A 16,814-nucleotide genomic window follows, 5' to 3' on the forward strand; every position below is an offset into this window, starting at 1 on the left:
GTGTGTTCCCAACAGCACAGCTTCCGGTTTCGTAACAAAATTCCGTCAGGAATATTGCCCTTCCGAACGGGAAAGAAACGATCGCCCCGGCACGCAGGAAAAAAAAAGATTTAAGGGTATCGGGAAATGGCACGGGAAACTGGCGCCGCCTCTTGCGGGCAGCGCGTGCCGGGCGGCGCCGCTGCGCCGGCGCGGCGGCGGAAGGGCAGCGGTCCTGTCCTTTGCCCCTGTCCCGCCGCGAGCGAACGCGCAGGCGCAATCAGGCAAAAAGAAAGAGCCGTCTGGCGCGTTGGTCCGGCTCTTTCAGGTGCTGGGAGGAACGGAGAGGGCCGCGGTGCCGCCTTATCCTGATCAGCGGCCCTGCCATCGGGGAGCGCGCTTTTCCACGAAAGCCCGTGGCCCTTCCTTGAAGTCTTCGGTCTGCAGGAGGCGTTCGAGAATCCTGCGCATTTCCGCCATGGAGTGCTCCTCGTGGCGGTCATGGCTGGCGCGGGCGGCCTTGAGGCTTTCCCGCACGGACAGCGGAGCATTGCCGCAGATGCGGCGGGCGTAGTCCAGCGCCGTCTCCAGCACCTTGTCCTGCGGCACGACCGCATTGACCAGGCCCAGCGCGTAGGCGCGCTCGGCGGTGATCGGCTCGCCCAGCGCGATCATTTCGAGCGCAATTGCCCGCGGGATCTGGCGCGGCAGGCGGTAGACGCCGCCCGCGCCCGCGAACAGGCCGCGCTTCACCTCCGGCAGGCCGAGCACGGTGCTGTCGGCCACTACCCGGAGGTCGCAGGCCAGCATGAATTCGAGGCCGCCGCCCAGTGCGCTGCCGTGCACGGCGACGATCCACGGCTTGTCGCGCTTCGATTCCACGATGCCGCCGAAGCCGCCGTCGGGCGTGCTGAGTTCATGGCCCCGGCCGGCGGAAACCTCGGCGAGATCCGCGCCCGCGCAGAAGGTGGGGCCGCCGGAGGAGGTCAGCACCACCACCCAGATGGTGGGGTCTGCCTCGCTTTCCTTGACGATGCGGTCGAGCGCCCGCGCCATGGCGCCGTTGACGGCGTGGCGCTTCTCCGGCCGGTTGAGCGTCACCACGAGAATGTGTTCATCCACGCGCTCGGTCAGGACAACGTCGGTTTCAGACATGATGTGCTCCAGATGTGTGTGAGGCTCATGCGTGCCAGATGTTCATCTCGCCCGAGCGCGTCACGGTGCCGGGCGTGCCGATGGGGTCGCCCTGCTTGCAGGTGAGCAGGTCGAGCATGTGCTGGTCTTCCTTCGGCACATGGGCGACGAACCGCTTGCCCTCGGGCGTGCGGCCGATGACGGTCGCGAAGCGGGGCGCGCCGTCGCGGCTGTAGGGAATGGTGTAGGTTTCGAGCGTCCCGGGCCCCTCGTAGAATTCCAGCAGCTCGGGCGTCTGGCCGCGGCGGCTGTCCGCAATGCCCTGCACGCTGTAGTCCTGCGGGAAGACGGCATGGTCCAGCGGGCGGCCGGACAGAACGATGGAGTGGCTGTGGGTGGCGTAGCCGCCGTTGGCAACCACCAGCCCCGTTGATTTGTCGGCGCGGAGCTTGCGCGCCATCTGCGCCACCGCATGGGTCATGCAGTTGCCGACCGGCGCGCCGCCGAAGGTGAGGCCGCCGTAGACCGTGGCCGGGCGCTCGGCGGGCCAGCCGAGAACCCGGCGCGCCATTTTCGGCACGCACGGGAAGCAGGAGTACAGCTCGACGTGCTGGATGTCGGCAACATCCAGGCCGTTGCGGCCGAGCGCTTCCGTGACGGTCGCCTCCAGCGACACCGAGCGGGTGTAGGTGTCGCGCAGGAGGAAGTCGTCGGATTCGTGGGCGGCGGCGCCGAGGCCGATGTGGACGATTTTATCCTCGGCCACGCCCAGCGCGCGGGCCGTGGCCAGGCTGGTGACGAGAAGCGCCGCGCCCATGTTGACGCCGGCATTGGCCACCATCAGCTTGGTGTAGGGGAAGCTGAGGAGCCGGTTGTCGTCCGTCACCGTGCGGATGTCCTCGGGCGGGACGGCCCTCTGCAGCCAGGCATGGGGATTGTTGGCCGCCACCTGCGAGAAGCCGGACCAGATCAGGGCCGTCTCGGCCTGCGCCTCGTCGAGGCTCTGGCCCCAGGCGGAGCGGGTGGCGTTCTCGTAGAGCGGATAGACGTCGATCGGCGTCACAAGGCCGTAGCGGCGCGCAAGCGGCGTGGCGAGCGCCTCGGCGGTTGCCGCCACCGAGTTGAACGGCGGCTGGCGTCCTGCGGCCAGTTCGGCCTGGGCGCGCTTGCCGGCGGTACGCAGCGCCTCGCCGCCGGCGATGGCGGCGATGCGGATCTCGCCGCGCCCGATCAGGTTGGCGGCGTCGTTGAGCAGCTGGATCGGGCCGTCGCCGCTGGCTTCCCTGGTCTTGACGCGCACGGCCGGCGTTTTCGGCAGGAGCGCGGCCAGCCTCTCCTGGGGGTCGGCCATGGGGAAGCTGATCTGGTCCTCAACGCCCAGCCAGTCGAGCCTGTCCAGAAGCCGGACACCGGCATCCTGCTCTGCGGCCTCCAGCGAGGCCAGCATGAGCTGGAGGGAATCCAGGGCCTCGTAAGGATCGTTCGTGCGGTCGCAGAGTTCGCCGACGCCGATCAGAACGGGCGTCCGCTCAGGGGAGGTGGCGGCAGCTGCCATCATGCATTCTCCTTGTCGTCGCCGATGAAGGCCTGAAGGTCGGCGTAGGCCTCGGTGAAGCCGGTGAGAAAATCCTGCACCACCTGGCGCGCGCTGCGGATCTCGTGCACCAGGCCGATGCCCTGGCCGACAAAATAGCTGTTGAGCGCCTGTGCGCCGGGATGGCCGCTCTCCGCCGCCTTCTCGATGCGCTCGAAGGCGGGCAGGCTGATCAGGTGCTGGAACGGCATGGGCAGGGGCCGGGGGCTGCCCGGGCTGTCCCAGGCCTCGGTCCAGGCGGATTTGAGCTGGCGGCAGTATTTCCCGGTGCGGCTGCGAGAGCGCACCGTGTCGCGGGAGGAGGCCGCCAGCAGCTTCTCGCGCAGGGCCTGGCCGCATTCGGATTCGGTGGTGGGAAGCCACACCGAGCCGGTCCAGGCGCCATCCGCGCCCAGCGCCATGACGGCGGCCATCTGCCGGCCGGTCATGATACCGCCGGCCGCCAGCACATAGGCGGAGCGGTCCGGCCCGAGGGCGTCCAGAATTTCCGGCACCAGCACGAGGGTGGAGACCTCCCCGCAGTGGCCGCCCGCCTCGGTGCCCTGCGCGACGAGAATGTCGACGCCGGCGGCGGCCTGCTTCAGGGCATGTTCGCGCGCGCCGACCAGCGCCGCGACGGCAACGCCGTGCTGGCGCGCCCGGTCGATCATCGCCCGGGGCGGCACGCCCAGCGCATTGGCGATCAGTTTGATAGGGTGACGGAAGGCCACGTCCAGCGACCGCTCCACCACATCAGGGAGAACGGTGATCTGGTCGCCCAGCCGGCCGCGATCCTCGGGGCCGAACCCGTCGGTCGGCACACCGTGTTGCGTCAGGAGATTCCGCGCGAAATTCCAGTGCTTCTCCGGGATCTGCCGGGCGAGCTCCGTGGCGGAGACATTGCTGGCCTCAACGTCCAGATTTTCGGGCAGGATGATATCGACCCCATAGGGGTGGCCCTCCACGTGGGCGTCGATCCAGGCAAGCTCCTCCTCCAGCTGCTCGGGCGTGTGGCTTCCCGCGCCGAACACGCCCATACCGCCTGCCTTGCTGACCGCCACCACCACGTCGCGGCAATGGCTGAAGGCAAAGAGGGGAAACTGGATGCCCAGCCGTTCGCAGAGCCCGGTCTTCATGCCACGCTCCATGTCTTCTCTTCAGGTGCGGAGGCCTCGTCCCAGAGAACGAGCGCGTCCAGTGCCTCGACGGAATTCCCACGCGCCAGCACGGGGTTGACTTCGAGCGAGACCAGTTCCGGGCCCAGGGCCAGCGCCGCATCGCCGATGCGGACGATCGTCTCGGCCAGGGCGTCGCGGTCCACGGCAGGGGCGCCGCGATAACCGTCGAGCAGGCGGCGGCCCTTGAGCTCGTCCAGCATGTCGAGCGCGTCCTCCTTCGTGATGGGCAGGAGCCGCAGGCTGGTATCGGCCAGCGCCTCGATCCAGACGCCGCCGAGACCCGCCGCGATCACGGGGCCCCATGCGGTCCGCGCCGTGCCGACGAAGATCTCGATGCCGCCTTCCCGCATGGGGGCGACGATGCAGCCCTCGATCTTCGCCTCCGGGCAGGCCGCTTTTGCGGCCGCCATGATTTCGTCAAAGGCAGAGCGCACCGCTTCCGCGCTGTCGAGCCTGAGTTTGACGCCGCCGATGTCGCTCTTGTGGGCGATGTCGGGCGAGGCCACCTTGAGGACGACGCGGCCACGCCCCAGCGATTCCCACATGGCGGCCGCCTCGTCGGCGGACGTCGCCAGACGGTGGGGAATGACGCCAACGCCCGCCCCGGCCAGATAGGCCAGTGCTTCCCGTTCCGAACCGGGACGCGCATCCGCAAGCGCGGGCAGGGGCCGTTCCGCGCTCCGCCGGGCGGCGGACCAGCGCTGCGCAGCGGCGAGGGCGGCGATTCCGTGGTCGATGCCGCTGATCGCCATGGTGATGCCGCACTTTTCCATCACCTCGCGGGAGAAGGCCCCCTGCGGCCGCATCGCCTGGCTGATGAGCAGACCCGGGCGCCGGCCGCCTGCCAGCCCCTTGCCGACGCTTGTCATCAGTTCGGGGACGTAGGTGTCGGCCTCGTCGCTGGGCAGATCCTGGATGCAGGCGACCAGTTCCACGGCGGGGTCGTCGGCCAGGGCCTTCAGCATTTTCTCGAACAGCTCGGGCTCGCGCACGGCGGCGCCCGTCACGTCCAGCGGATTGTTGACGCTGCCGAACTCGGGCAGCAGGTCCTGAAGCCGGGCCTTTGTTTCGGGCGCGAGTTCGGGAAGATTGAGGCCGACCGCTTCCGCCCGGTCCGCGATGATCTCGCAGGCGCCGCCGGAGATGGAGGCGATGGCGACACCGCCGTTGATCCGGCCCGTCGCGGCGAGGAGCCCGGCGGTGGTGGCCAGAGCCTCGATCGAGTCCACCCGGATGATGTTGTGCTGTTTGCAGATGGTGTCGAACACCCGGTCGTCGCCGGTGACGGAGCCGGTGTGCGCCTGGGCGAGTTTTGTGGCAAGGGAGCTGCGCCCCACCTTCAGCGCCACCACCGGCTTGTCGTTTTCCTGTGCCAGTTTCACCGCCCTGAGGAAGGCGGCGGTGTTGCGGATGCCTTCGATGAAGAGGGCAATGGCGCGGGTGTCCGGGTCGGTCGCCAGATGGGCGATAACGTCGTGCACCGCGATATCCGCCTCGTTTCCGGTGGCGACCACCGTGCTCAAGCCGATGCCCTGCTGGCGGGCGAAGCGGGAAATCACATGGGCGGTTGCGCCGCTCTGGGAGATGACGGCGATGCCGCCGCCCGGGCGCACCCGCTCGTCGACCGGGAAGCCGGCCAGCGCCACCCGCGCGGGATAATTGATGTAGCCAAGCCCGTTGGGGCCCAGCAGGTTCATGCCGAACCGGCGGACGATGGCAGCGATTTCATTCTGCCGGGCAACGCCTTCCGCGCCCGCCTCCGCATAGCCGGAGGTGAGCAGGATCACGTTGCGGATGCCGGCATTGCCCACGTCCTCCAGCGCCTCGGGTGTCGCCGCCTGCGGCACGAACACGTAGGCAAGGTCGGGGGCTTCGGGAAGCTGGGTGCAGCTGGTGTAGCCCTGGAGGCCGTGCGCCTCGGTGCCGCGCTGGTTGACGATATGAATCCGGCCCTCGAAGCCGATGGTGCGCAGATTTCCGAAAATCAGGTGAGACCAGGCGGAGCGGTTCGAGCCGCCCACAAGGACGACAGAGCGGGGATGGAAAAAAGCGCTGAGATCACGCCATTCATGGAAGGACGAGGCAGACACTGGCTGTTTTCTCCTGACCACCAGAGGGGCAGTGCCGGGAGAGAAGGCGCCGATAATTTCGGCGGATTCTGCCGCTTCTCTCCCGAAAGCCAGTGAAGCTTAATCAGGCCATGGGCTGACTTCTAATATCAATCCGCTGCTCTTTTGAGAGGAAATGATTGTAGTCCCGCGATGGCTGCCCTGACTCCTGGATCATGGCCTTCGCGCACTTCCACAGCGCGGCCACGTGCGGGCGGTTGTCGCCTTGCCGGCGCGCCAGCAGAAGCTCGAAGCGGATGGAGGGATCATCGACCGGGCGGAGCACAAGGCCGTCGAGGCGGGCCAGCGAATCCCGGAACCATTCCGTCACCAGAACAGGCTGGTTGTGGCGGACGGCGTGGTGGCGCACGCCCATGGCGCTTGCCTCCGGGCAGAAGGAAACGGAAATTCCCTTGCTCGCGAGAATTTCCGCGATGAGGTCGTAAACGGCCGGATTGAATTTTCGCCGGAAGTTGCCGATCGTCTCGCCCGCAAGCGCTTCCAGCGGAATGCGCGGCAGGTTGGCGAGCCGGTGTTGGGCGGGCATGAGCAGCGCCAGTTCCGTGGTGCCGATGACCAGCGTGTCCATGTCCGGCAACTGCATGGGGCCGAGGAGAAAGGCGGCGTCCAGTTCCTGGCTGCGCAGTTTTTCGAGCAGGGTGCTGGAATATCCGTTGAGGATGTCGATTTCGAGATCCGGGTGCTTCTGCATCAGGGAGTCGATCAGGTCATGGCGTTCCGTCACGTCGACGCTGAATTCCGGCGCGCCGATCATCAGCTGCTGGTTGAAGCCGTTCCTGATCATGCTGGCGCATTTTGCGAATTTCTGGTGCGCTTCCAGAAATTCGTAGGCGACGGGCAGCAGCGTCCTGGCCTTGGGCGAGAGTTCGACCACCTGCTTGCGGCCACGCTTGAAGAGAAGAAATCCGACGCTGTCCTCCAGCTTCCGGATCTGTACGGAAAGCCAGGGCTGGGCGATATTCAGTTGTTCGGCTGCCTTCGTGAAAGAACCATGTTCTGCCACAGCGACGAACATGCGGACGTGTTTGACGTCGATCCAATGCATAAGTCCTCCCCTGACCCACCGATTGTTTGTTTGGTGTGATCAGGGGAAGAGTAGACCTGTGAAAAAAGCGTCAGAGCTATAACAAATGTCAGTAGACAGGTTCATTCATCGCGGCAGCCGCAGCCCCCGTTGCGCGATGAGACTGCGCTGGATCTCGTTGGTTCCGCCGCCGATGACCATCATGATCGACCGGCGCAGCAATTCCTCGATACGCCCGCCGAGCGGCGGATTGCCCGGGCCCTCGCTGAGCAGGGCGGCAGGGCCGAGAATGTCGACGGCCGCTTCGGTGAGGCGCTCGCCGAGTTCGCTGGAGAATACCTTGCTCATGGCGGCCTCGACAAGAGGGGCCTCGTCGCTGTCGGACATCCGGATGGAGCGCAGCGCGAGCAGTCGTGCCGCATGCACCTCGGCGGCAAGCTGAGCGATGCGGTCCCGCACCACCGGGTCGGCCCCCCTGGGGGTGTCGCGCAGGTGGGCGATCAGGGCCTCGAACAGCCGCTCCAGCTGCGTGGCGTAGGCGCCCATGATGATGCGCTCCGAGGCGAGCGCGCGGGCGAGGATGGGCCAGCCGCCATTTTCGGGGCCGAGCCGGGCGGTTGCGGGCACCACCACATTGTCGAAGAAGACGTTGCAGAACGGGTGCCCGTAGAACGCCATGCTGGGGCGCACTTCGATGCCCGGCGTATCCATGGAAATGAGGAACAGGCTGATGCCGGCGTGGCGTTTGGCCGGGTCCGGGTCGGTGCGGGCCGCGAGGATCATGTGCGAGGCGCGGTGGCCGTCGCTTGTCCAGATTTTCTGCCCGTTGATGACGTAACTCTCGCCCTGCCGCACGGCGCGGGTGCGCAGGCTGGCGAGGTCCGATCCCGCCTCGGGCTCGCTGTAGCCGAGACAGAACGAAATGCTGCCGTCGCTGATTCCGGGCAGCAGTTCCGCCTTCAACTCCGGCGAGCCGAATTCGATCAGCTCCGGCCCCACGATCCGGCACGAAACGATGGTCGAAAGGTCGGGCGCGCCGGCGCGCTGCATTTCCTCGACGAAAACCAGCTGCTCCATGGCGCTGCGGTCCTGCCCATCCGCATGGCGCGGCCAGTTGAGGCGGGTCCAGCCATCCCGGCCCATGCGCCGGGCGAAGTCAATGTTCCAGATCCTGTCGCTGAAGGGGCGCTGGCGGTTGGCGGCGCGGTCGGCTTCCGTCCAGTTGCGGTCGAGCCAGTCCCGCACCGCCAGCCGGAACCGGCGGATATCCTCGGACTCGGGGCGCTCCTCCGTGGGGGCTTCGTCCAGCAGCAGCGCGGCCAGTTCCCGCCGGATCGACAGGGTCGCGCCCGGCCCCATGACATCCTGATGGATGAGGCGGAACAGATGCGGCGCTTCGTGTTCCTCGGCGTACCCTATGGCGCCCAGCATGTGCTGGGTCTCGAGCGCCACCTGCCGCAGGGTTGGCACCACGAAGGCGGTGGCAAGCGTGGTCAGGCGCGCGCTGCTGGAATGTCCGCGGACCAGAGCGTCGACGGCCTCGTCGATCTGTAGCCCGCAGGCATCGAGCAGGATGGCGCAGGTGGCGAGCTTGTGCTGCACCGCCTGGAAGCGGCCGATCGGCTGGCCGAACTGGTGGCGGACGCGGGCGTGTTCCACTGCCAGGTCCACGCCGCGACGCGCGGCCCCCAGCGCCCGCGCGAGACTGCCCAGCTGGTACAGGCGGCGGCCCAGCGCCCAATCCTCCGGCGAGAGGCTGTGCGCCCGCGCGGGCGCGTTCGTGAAGCGCAGTTCGGTGTGCCCGGGCTGCGCCAGCACGGGCGTCTCGACGATCTCGACAGCACCGGGGTCGAAGGCGAGACAGACAGATTTCTCTGGTGCGCGCCCGTCCTGGTGGAAGATCAGGATCGCGCCGGCCCGGGATGCCCCTTCGACGAAGGGAATGCGGCCGGATGCGTGACCGTTCTGCCACGTAAAGGTGGCCTCGTCCGTGTCTGCTGCCGGACCCGAGAAGGCGAGGGCAAGCGGCTGGTCTGTCGCCACCCAGCCCGGCGGCAGCAGGGTCGCGGCAATGGCGGCGGCGAGCAGCGGGGCCGGGCACCCGGCCCGCCCCAGTTGGGCGAGGGCATGGAACACGTGGCTCCAGGTCTGCAATTCATGCCGGCTCGCCATGTCCGTGAAGCCGGCCTCCACCAGCGCCTGCCAGACGGGGGTCAGGTCCTGCCGTCTGGCGGGGGCCCAGTGGCGCTCCAGCAGCTGGCGGAGGGAATTTTCCAGCAGGTCGCGTTCCACCGCCGCTTCCGCGGCGGTGGTGTTCGCATGGGGTGCGTGCATGACGGTACCTCCGGTAGGACTGTTTCGCTCGTCTCGGCTCAGTAGCGCCAGGTCAGCTGTACCTGCACCGTGCGGGGCATGGAGATGTAGCCCACCTGGTCGGCGAACACGCCGTTGGCCGTGCCGGTGCCCGAGCCGGTGCTCGGGCCGTCCACCACACCCGTGGCGATGAAGCGGTTGGTCAGGTTCTTGCCGATGAGGGCGAACTGCCAGCGATTGTCCTGGGTTGTCACGCGCGCCGAGGCGTCGAGGCTCACGTAGGAACTCTGCCGGGAATAGGGGTTGTTGAAGGCCGAGGCCAGATAGCTGCTGCTGTAGCGGCCGTCCGCCGAGAGGCCGAAGGTGAGGGTGTTCGAAATCGGCGTGTCGTAGGACACTCCGAACGAGCCCGTCCACTTGGGCGCAACGGCCGTGGGCGCGCCGCTGATGTCCTGCATGCGCGCGCCCTGCGGGCTGAGCAAGGTGCAGCCTTCCTGGATGGTCTCGCCCGAGTAGCACGGCGCGATGAAGTCGATATAGCGGGCCTTGTTGTAGTTGATCGAGCCCCTGAGGGTCAGGCCCTCCACCGCATGCGGTGCAAACTCCGCCTCCAGTTCGATGCCCTTGGTGCGGGCCGAGCCGGCGTTGGTGCTGATGTAGGCGAAGGTGGCCGAGTTGAAGTAGTCCACCTGAAGGTCGGTGTACTTGTAGGTGTAGAGGCTGAGATCGAGCCGGAGCTGGCGGTCCATCAGGAAGGTCTTGATGCCGCCCTCGAAGCCGCTCGCCTTTTCCGGTCCGAACGCCACATCCTGCACGCGGGTCGCGCGCACGTAGGTGGTGCTGTTGGAGAAACCGCCGGACTTGTAGGCGGTCTTGTAGGCGCCATAGACGGTGATGTCCGAATTCGGCTTCCACGTCAGCGTGATTTCAGGCGACCAGTTGTCGAAGGTCTGGTCAGCTTTCAGCCGGTCGTTCGGGATGAACAGCGCCGCCAGAGACGGGGCGACGTAGGGCTGGAGGAAATAGCTGTCCTTCGTTTCGTGGATGTAGCGCACGCCGCCGGTCGCTTCGAGGCCCGGAACCATCTCCCAGATGAGCTGGCCGTAGACGGAGAGCGTCTCGCCCTTGGTCTGGGATTCCTTCTGGAAGGCGACATAGCGCAGGTGCGCGGGCGCTTCGCTGTTCTCGGCGCCGCCGGTGGCAACGTACTGGTCGTAGTCGCGCCTGGTCTTCTGGTAGTAGCCGCCCACCAGCAGGTTGACGGGCGAGTCGTAGGTGGTGTGGAGCCGCAGCTCCGACGAGAAGGCGCGATAGTCGGTGTCCTCCACCGCAAAGGTGTTGGAGGCCGAGGACGAGGCGTAGTCGCCGTCGAAGGTGAACCGGTTGCGGTTGTAGTTGTAGTTGTTGACCGAGGTGATGGTCAGGTTGTCGAACTCGTAGCCGATCGTGCCGGTCACGCTGAAGCTGTTGTACGTGTTGTAGAGGCTTCCGTCCGACTTGGTGTGGGGAAAGGTGTCTGCCAGCGCCTTCGGCAAGTGGTTGGAATAGTGAACAAACCGCCGTCCGCACGGGGTGTTGGGGTTGAGCGTGGCGCTGCCGGAGGCGCACCGGTAGGGAACGGCGTTCCAGGCCGGGTTGTCGGTGGTGCTGCGGCCGTAGCTCATCTTGAGGGTGCCGGTCAGGCGGTCGGTGGGCGTCCACTTCAGGGTGGCGCGGGTCAGGATGTCGCCTTCGCGCGGCGTGTCGGACTTGCCGGCAGGAGCAACATGCTCCGTGGCTGTGCCGGTCACCCAGTCGCGGGTGGTGTAGATCACGTCGTCGGCGGCGTTGGTGAACAGGCTGCCGAACATCTTGCTGGCGCGTGCGGCGACGCGCAGCCCGAGGGTATCGGAGAGCGGCGCGGAAATGATCGCCTCGCCGTAGACCTGCCGGGCGTTGAATTCGTAACCGGCGCGCGCCATGGCCTCGAGCCTGTCACCGGGGTCGGCGGTGGTGATGGAGATCACGCCGGCGGTGGCGTTCTTGCCGAAGAACAGCGCCTGCGGGCCCTTCATGATTTCCACCCGTTCGAGGTCGAAGAAGCCCTCGTTGATGATGCGGCCCTGGCCGTAATAGACGCCGTCCACAACAACCGCGACCGACTGCTCGATGCCGATGGAGGACGAGGACGAGCCGATGCCGCGCAGGTTGAGGCGGGCCGCGCTGCCCGCTGCCGAGCGGGACACCTGGAACTGCGGCGTCTGGGCGGCAACCTTCTCGATGCTGGTGAGGTCCATCCGGTCCACGCGCTCGGCGGAGAGAGCAACGATGGAGACCGGAACATCGTGCACGGACTCCGCTCTCTTGCGGGCGGTCACCACGATGTCTTCGAGGCCGATGTACGTTCTGCTGTCCTGAGCGGCTGGCTGGTCATCGGCCAGGGCGATGGACGGACTGGTCAGAGCGGTGGCGGCGATCAACGCGAACTTGAGAGCAGGTGTCGGGCGCGAGCGGCTCATGGGATTCCCCTCCAGCTGCGAAAATGTCCGGCTCGAAGTCCCTCTTTCGGGAACATTCGGTGTGCTGAGGCTGGAAGGATCGGAACGGCGGCTTTTTCTCTGGATGTTCTCGATCCGGCGTTTCCAGCGGGGAAATAGGATCATCTGCCGTTGCGCAGGTCCAATATGAAAGGATGGGAAATCTTATACGGGTAACTTATCAAATCAGCGGGGGACGCCCCTGCCGCCTGTTGCCCGCAGGTCTGCGGCGTTGGAGCGGAAGTGTAAGATATTCCTTACAACAGACGCGGCGCTGAAAGGGTAAGTCATTGATATTATGTGATGGCAGGTTTCTTGCATCCGCTCCGGAATTACTCTTGGAGGGAGGCACCCATATGAAATCCGGATTCAGGCTGCTCGCTCTGATGCTGGCGCTTTCCTGTGCAGGGGGCGCGACGGGCGCGGCGGAAGCAGCGATTGTCAGCAAGACGTACGAGTTCACGGCTGAAACCGAGGGGCCGATCACCCTGCATCAGGGCAGGTTCTCCTACCAGCACGACATGGAGCTTGGATCACTCACGCTGACGTCGATCACCTTTTCCCTGCTTGATGTCGACTTCACCCTGGAAAATACGCGCATAGGGCGGATTGGTATCGACATCATGCTGGGCGGATTGATCGACGGCCAGCTGTCCCTGACGCCGTCCGCTACAACCACCTATGACTTTGTGCTCTGGTTCTCGGATCCGGAGCGGCCCAACTTTGTCTACACCCTTCCGAATGCAGTGGAGGGATTAGGCGAGTTCTGGACGGCAACCCGGGTTACGCTCACCGAGATTCCGGTTTCTCTGGATCCGGCTCCGCAGGAGGTGGCCGAGCCGGGCGCTTTCGGCCTGCTGGCCGCGGGATTTGCCGGTCTTGGTCTGGCCGCGGTGCGGCGGCGCAGGTTCCCTGCCTGAAAAAATAGCCTGCATTTTACAAAGAAACGCCCCGGCTTCGTTTCCGGGGCGTTTTGTTTGTGCCGCATCACGCCGCGGGGAGAAGCCGGAGGAGTATTGCCGCTTCCGTCAGGGCGCGGGCGGCGTCGTTCAGATGGGTGCATCCGGCAATACCGCGCAGCAGCCCCGGCACGGTGTCGCGCAGCTCCGGCAGCGGCAGGCCGATGAGGCCGTGAAGGCTCGCGGGGCCGTCGAAACATTCCCGATGCGGCAGCAGCGTGGGCGTTGCGGCGATCGCGGTCAGGCGGTGCGTGCGGGCGTCGGCCGTCGCGCGCAAGGCATAGGCGTGGACCCCGGCCCGGCGGCCGTCGGGCAGGGTGACGCTGTCCTGAAACAGGGCATGGATGTGGAGGTCGCCGTCGCGCCAGACGTCGATGCAGCGCAGGCGGCGCACGGACGGGCCGGCGTCGTCGACCAGGCCCGGATGAAAGGCATAAGGGTCGCCGCCCGTCTCCAGCGGGGGAACGAACACCGTCTCCTCCGGGGCGTGGCGCGCCGTGAGCGCGCTGGAGCCGGGCCGGAACCCGAGGCAGGTGCCAACGGGCGGCCGGCGGTCCGGCGGGGGAGGGCCGGGCGGTTGCCCGTTGCTCGACCAGTGGAGCCACACCGCCCCCTCGATGATGCTGAGGCCCACCAGATCATCGAGCAGCACCCGCAGCGGCCGCCCGGCAATGGCGCCCAAGCCGGGGGTGGCGGCGAGGGCAGCGCGGAACCCGCGCAGGGAACTGCGCCCGATCAGATCCTCCAGGCCATCGGCGGCGGGGCTGGCGTCCAGCGCCTCGATGATCTTGTCGGGCGAGAGGCGCACCCGCAGCGTGTCCTCGGTCAGGATTTCCGGGGCGGCCGGGGCGGGTGGTGTCCGCAGGTCGCGCCCGCGCGCCGCGATGAGGAAGGGGCCCGCGCGGCCCTCCGGCCGGCACCCGTCCAGCGAGAGGGTGCGCCGGATGGAGTCGGCGCGCCGGGGCGGCAGCCGGAGCGCTGTGGCGAGATCCGGCGCGTCCGGCAGAATGTCCGCGGCGGCAACCGTCATGGCGTCTTCCCCCCGTCCTCAACAGAAAAGCCGCGCCAGGGCGGCGCGGCTTCCCCGATAGCACAGAGGATATCAGGCGTCAGGGCTGATTGCTGCGCTCCCGCTTGATGCGCTTGGCGAGCGACCAGCGGTGCACCTCCGACGGGCCGTCGTAGATGCGGAAGGCGCGGATTTCGCGGAAAACCTGCTCCACCACCGTGTCGCCGCTGACGCCGGTGCCGCCCAGCACCTGCACGCAGCGGTCGGCGACGCGGAACAGCGCCTCGGAGACGGCCACCTTCGCCATGCTGGACTCGGTCGTGCCCAGCGCGCCGGTGTCGAGCACGCCGGCGCACCAGTCGATCATCAGCTCCGCCTGCTTCAGATCGATCAGGTTGTCGGCCAGCATGAAGCCCACGCCCTCGTGGTCGATGATCGGCTTGCCGAAGGCCATGCGGCGGCAGGCGTAGTCGGCGGCGATGTCATGGGCGCGCTTGGCCGCGCCCCACCAGCGCATGCAGTGGGTAAGGCGGGCGGGCGACAGGCGCACCTGGGCGTAGCGGAAGCCTTCCTCCGCCGCGCCGAGGATCTGGTCGTCCTCGGCCCGCACGTTCTCGAGCACGATCACGGCGTGGCCGCCGGGCATGGAGCTGTCGATGGTGTCCAGCACCCGCTCGATGCGGATGCCGGGCGTGTCCATCGGCACCAGGAACATGGTGGCGCCGGTTTCGGTGCGGGCCATGACGATGCCGAAGGCAGCGCCGTCGCCGCCGGTGATGAAGGTCTTGCGGCCGTTGATGACCCAGCCGCCGTTCTCGCGCCGGGCGGTCGTGGCCAGCATGGAGGGATCGGAGCCGGCGCCGCCGTCCGGTTCGGTCATCAGGAAGGCGGAGCGGCATTTACCGGCGGCCAGCGGCTTCAGGAAGCGCTCCTTCTGCGCCGGCGAGGCCACTTTCTCCAGGAGATGCATGTTGCCCTCGTCCGGGGCCATGATGTTCATGGCCACCGGGCCCAGCGGCGAGTAGCCGGCCGCGCGGAACAGCTGGGCGGTCTCGCGGTGGGTCAGGCCATAGCCGCCGAACTCCCGGCTCAGCTGCGGGGCGATCAGACCGGCGGCGCGGGCCTTGGCCTTCAGCTCCAGCGACAGCTCCTCCGACGGGCCGTGGCCCCCCCGTGCGCGCGGGTCCTTCTCGTAGGGGATGACCACGTCGCGAATGAAGGCTTGGGTGCGCTCGACGAGCTCCGCAATATCTGGCTGGTGCATAGGGCTTCTCCTGCAATCCTTGCGCCACAACGCTACTCGGTTCTGGCAGCGGGGGCCTGCCCTGTTTGTGAATTTGCGGGGGCCTCGTTTCCACCTAGCATTTATCAGAGTCCACGGCTCTGGAGAAAATGCGCTTAGTGACAGCATTCCGTTAACTGATTGTGGGCCGGAACCATGACTATGCGCCCCATCGCGCCAGATCTGTTTGTTGACGGCGACCCGCCGCGCCTGATCGGCGGCCGGCACCGCGAGTCTGGCCGGATCGTCTTTCCTTTGCCGACGGGCGCCGAGCGCGAGTTGTACGAGCCCATCACCCTCAGCCCCCACGGCAAGCTGTGGTCGTTCACGGTCCAGCGGTTCGCGCCGAAGTCGCCGCCCTATGCGGGTCCCGAGCCGTTCGAGCCGTTTGCGCTGGGTTATGTGGAGCTGCCGGGCGAGATCATCGTCGAGGCGCGCCTCACCGGCGTGCCGTTTGATCAGCTGAAGATCGGCATGCCGCTCACGCTGACGCTCGAACCCTTCCGTACCGATCCGGACGGCGTGCAGGTTGTCACCTACGCCTTCGGCCCAGCCAGGGAGACGGCATAATGACGAATGTCTACATTGTCGGCATCGGCATTCATCCCTTCGGCCGGACGCCCGAGCGCACCGGCCTGCAGCAGGGCATCTACGCCGCGCGCAAGGCGCTGGAGGATGCGGGGCTGGAGTGGAAGGACATGCAGTTCGCCTTCGGCGGCTCGGACGCCGCGGGCAAGGCGGACACCATGGTCAGCCAGCTGGGCCTGACCGGCATTCCCTTCATCAACGTGCTCAACGGCTGCGCCACCGGCGGCTCGGCGCTGTTCGGCGCCTATTCGGCCATCAAGTCGGGCGAGTTCGACATCGGCATGGCGGTCGGCTTCGACAAGCACCCCCGCGGCGCCTTTGACCCCAAGCCGGCGGACTGGGGCCTGCCGGACTGGTACGGCGAGACGGGCATGATGCTCACCACCCAGTTCTTCGCCATGAAGATCCGGCGCTACATGAGCCTCTACGGCATCACGCCGCTGACGCTCGCGCGGGTGGCGGAGAAGGCGTTCGAGAACGGCTCGCTCACCGACCATGCCTGGCGGCGCACGCCGGTTGATATCGACACCATCCTCAATTCGCAGATGGTGAGCGATCCTCTCACCAAATACATGTTCTGCTCGCCCTCCGAGGGCGGCGTGGCGCTGATTCTGGCCAGCGAGAAGAAGGCGCGGGAGCTGGGCGCGGCGCTGATCAAGCTGCGCGCGGCGACGGTGCGCACCCGTCCGCCGGGCTCCTTCGAGGTGTTCTCGCCGGCGCTGGACATCGAGCGCGGGGAATCGGCCACCCATCTGGCGTCGCGGGCGGCGTTCGAGATGGCGGGCGTTGGCCCCGAGGACATCGACCTGGCCCAGTTGCAGGACACCGAGTCCGGGGCCGAGATCATGCACATGGCCGAGAACGGCTTCTGTCGCGATGGCGAGCAGGAGCAGTGGCTGGCGGAAGGGTGGAGCCGTCGCGGCGGCCGCCTGCCCATCAACACCGACGGCGGCTGTCTGGCCTGCGGCGAGCCCATCGGCGCGTCGGGTCTGCGCCAGGTCTATGAAAACGTAGTGCAGTTGCGCGGCCAGGCCGGTGCGCGTCAGGCGGTCGAGAACCCCCGTCTCGCCTACAGCCATGTTCAGGGCGCGCCTGGTCTTTCCGCCGTGACCATTCTTGAGCGTTAGGCA

Annotated in this window: 12 protein-coding genes; 3 read left to right on the forward strand and 9 right to left on the reverse strand. The window is 67.1% G+C overall.

Features of this window, described 5'->3' with window-relative positions; genetic code table 11:
* Nucleotides 1–351: 351 nt before the first annotated feature.
* The 7 genes from ACSJJU_RS13860 to ACSJJU_RS13890 all read right to left on the reverse strand — a co-directional run bounded on the left by ACSJJU_RS13860 (nt 352) and on the right by ACSJJU_RS13890 (nt 11,828).
* Entirely contained in the window at nt 352–1,134 is a 783-nt protein-coding gene (locus ACSJJU_RS13860; RefSeq protein WP_435916186.1) for an enoyl-CoA hydratase-related protein, read from the reverse strand.
* Between the two features lie 25 nt (nt 1,135–1,159).
* Nucleotides 1,160–2,671: an acetyl-CoA acetyltransferase gene (locus tag ACSJJU_RS13865; RefSeq protein ID WP_435916187.1), complete on the reverse strand. Its 1,512-nt coding sequence runs from the start codon at nt 2,669–2,671 to the stop codon at nt 1,160–1,162.
* The gene (locus ACSJJU_RS13870) at nt 2,668–3,822 is read right to left on the reverse strand and encodes an NAD(P)H-dependent flavin oxidoreductase (RefSeq protein WP_435916188.1); all 1,155 of its coding nucleotides are present in this window, start codon (nt 3,820–3,822) and stop codon (nt 2,668–2,670) included. The genes ACSJJU_RS13865 and ACSJJU_RS13870 overlap by 4 nt, the downstream gene beginning before the upstream one ends.
* Nucleotides 3,819–5,954 (reverse strand): acetate--CoA ligase family protein, encoded by a 2,136-nt coding sequence (locus tag ACSJJU_RS13875; protein ID WP_435916189.1) that lies wholly within the window; start codon nt 5,952–5,954, stop codon nt 3,819–3,821. The genes ACSJJU_RS13870 and ACSJJU_RS13875 overlap by 4 nt, the downstream gene beginning before the upstream one ends.
* A gap of 103 nt (nt 5,955–6,057) precedes the next feature.
* Nucleotides 6,058–7,038 (reverse strand): LysR family transcriptional regulator, encoded by a 981-nt coding sequence (locus tag ACSJJU_RS13880; protein WP_435916190.1) that lies wholly within the window; start codon nt 7,036–7,038, stop codon nt 6,058–6,060.
* 105 nt (nt 7,039–7,143) lie between these two features.
* On the reverse strand, nt 7,144–9,351 hold the full coding sequence (locus ACSJJU_RS13885; RefSeq protein ID WP_435916191.1) for an acyl-CoA dehydrogenase family protein: 2,208 nt from the start codon (nt 9,349–9,351) through the stop codon (nt 7,144–7,146).
* A gap of 38 nt (nt 9,352–9,389) precedes the next feature.
* Entirely contained in the window at nt 9,390–11,828 is a 2,439-nt protein-coding gene (locus ACSJJU_RS13890; protein WP_435916192.1) for a TonB-dependent receptor, read from the reverse strand.
* 374 nt (nt 11,829–12,202) lie between these two features.
* Between ACSJJU_RS13890 and ACSJJU_RS13895 the strand changes: the two genes are divergently transcribed.
* Complete coding sequence (locus tag ACSJJU_RS13895; protein ID WP_435916193.1) at nt 12,203–12,766, forward strand: hypothetical protein; 564 nt, start codon at nt 12,203–12,205, stop codon at nt 12,764–12,766.
* A gap of 67 nt (nt 12,767–12,833) precedes the next feature.
* On the opposite strand, the gene ACSJJU_RS13900 is transcribed toward ACSJJU_RS13895, so the two are convergent.
* Nucleotides 12,834–13,835, reverse strand: a complete 1,002-nt coding sequence (locus ACSJJU_RS13900) for a DUF2889 domain-containing protein (protein WP_435916194.1) — start codon at nt 13,833–13,835, stop codon at nt 12,834–12,836.
* 79 nt (nt 13,836–13,914) lie between these two features.
* A complete protein-coding gene (locus tag ACSJJU_RS13905; RefSeq protein WP_435916195.1) occupies nt 13,915–15,078 on the reverse strand; it encodes an acyl-CoA dehydrogenase family protein in 1,164 nt (387 codons plus the stop codon).
* A 174-nt stretch (nt 15,079–15,252) separates the two neighbouring features.
* Here ACSJJU_RS13905 and ACSJJU_RS13910 point away from each other — a divergent pair, with 174 nt between their 5' ends.
* Together ACSJJU_RS13910 and ACSJJU_RS13915 are read left to right on the forward strand one after the other, a co-directional pair.
* A complete protein-coding gene (locus ACSJJU_RS13910) occupies nt 15,253–15,666 on the forward strand; it encodes a Zn-ribbon domain-containing OB-fold protein (RefSeq protein WP_435916196.1) in 414 nt (137 codons plus the stop codon).
* Nucleotides 15,666–16,811 (forward strand): thiolase family protein, encoded by a 1,146-nt coding sequence (locus tag ACSJJU_RS13915; RefSeq protein ID WP_435916197.1) that lies wholly within the window; start codon nt 15,666–15,668, stop codon nt 16,809–16,811. Before ACSJJU_RS13910 ends, ACSJJU_RS13915 begins: the two co-directional genes overlap by 1 nt.
* Nucleotides 16,812–16,814 lie beyond the last annotated feature (3 nt).

This window comes from Pedomonas sp. V897, assembly GCF_051304405.1.
Taxonomy (GTDB): domain Bacteria; phylum Pseudomonadota; class Alphaproteobacteria; order Sphingomonadales; family Sphingomonadaceae; genus Pedomonas.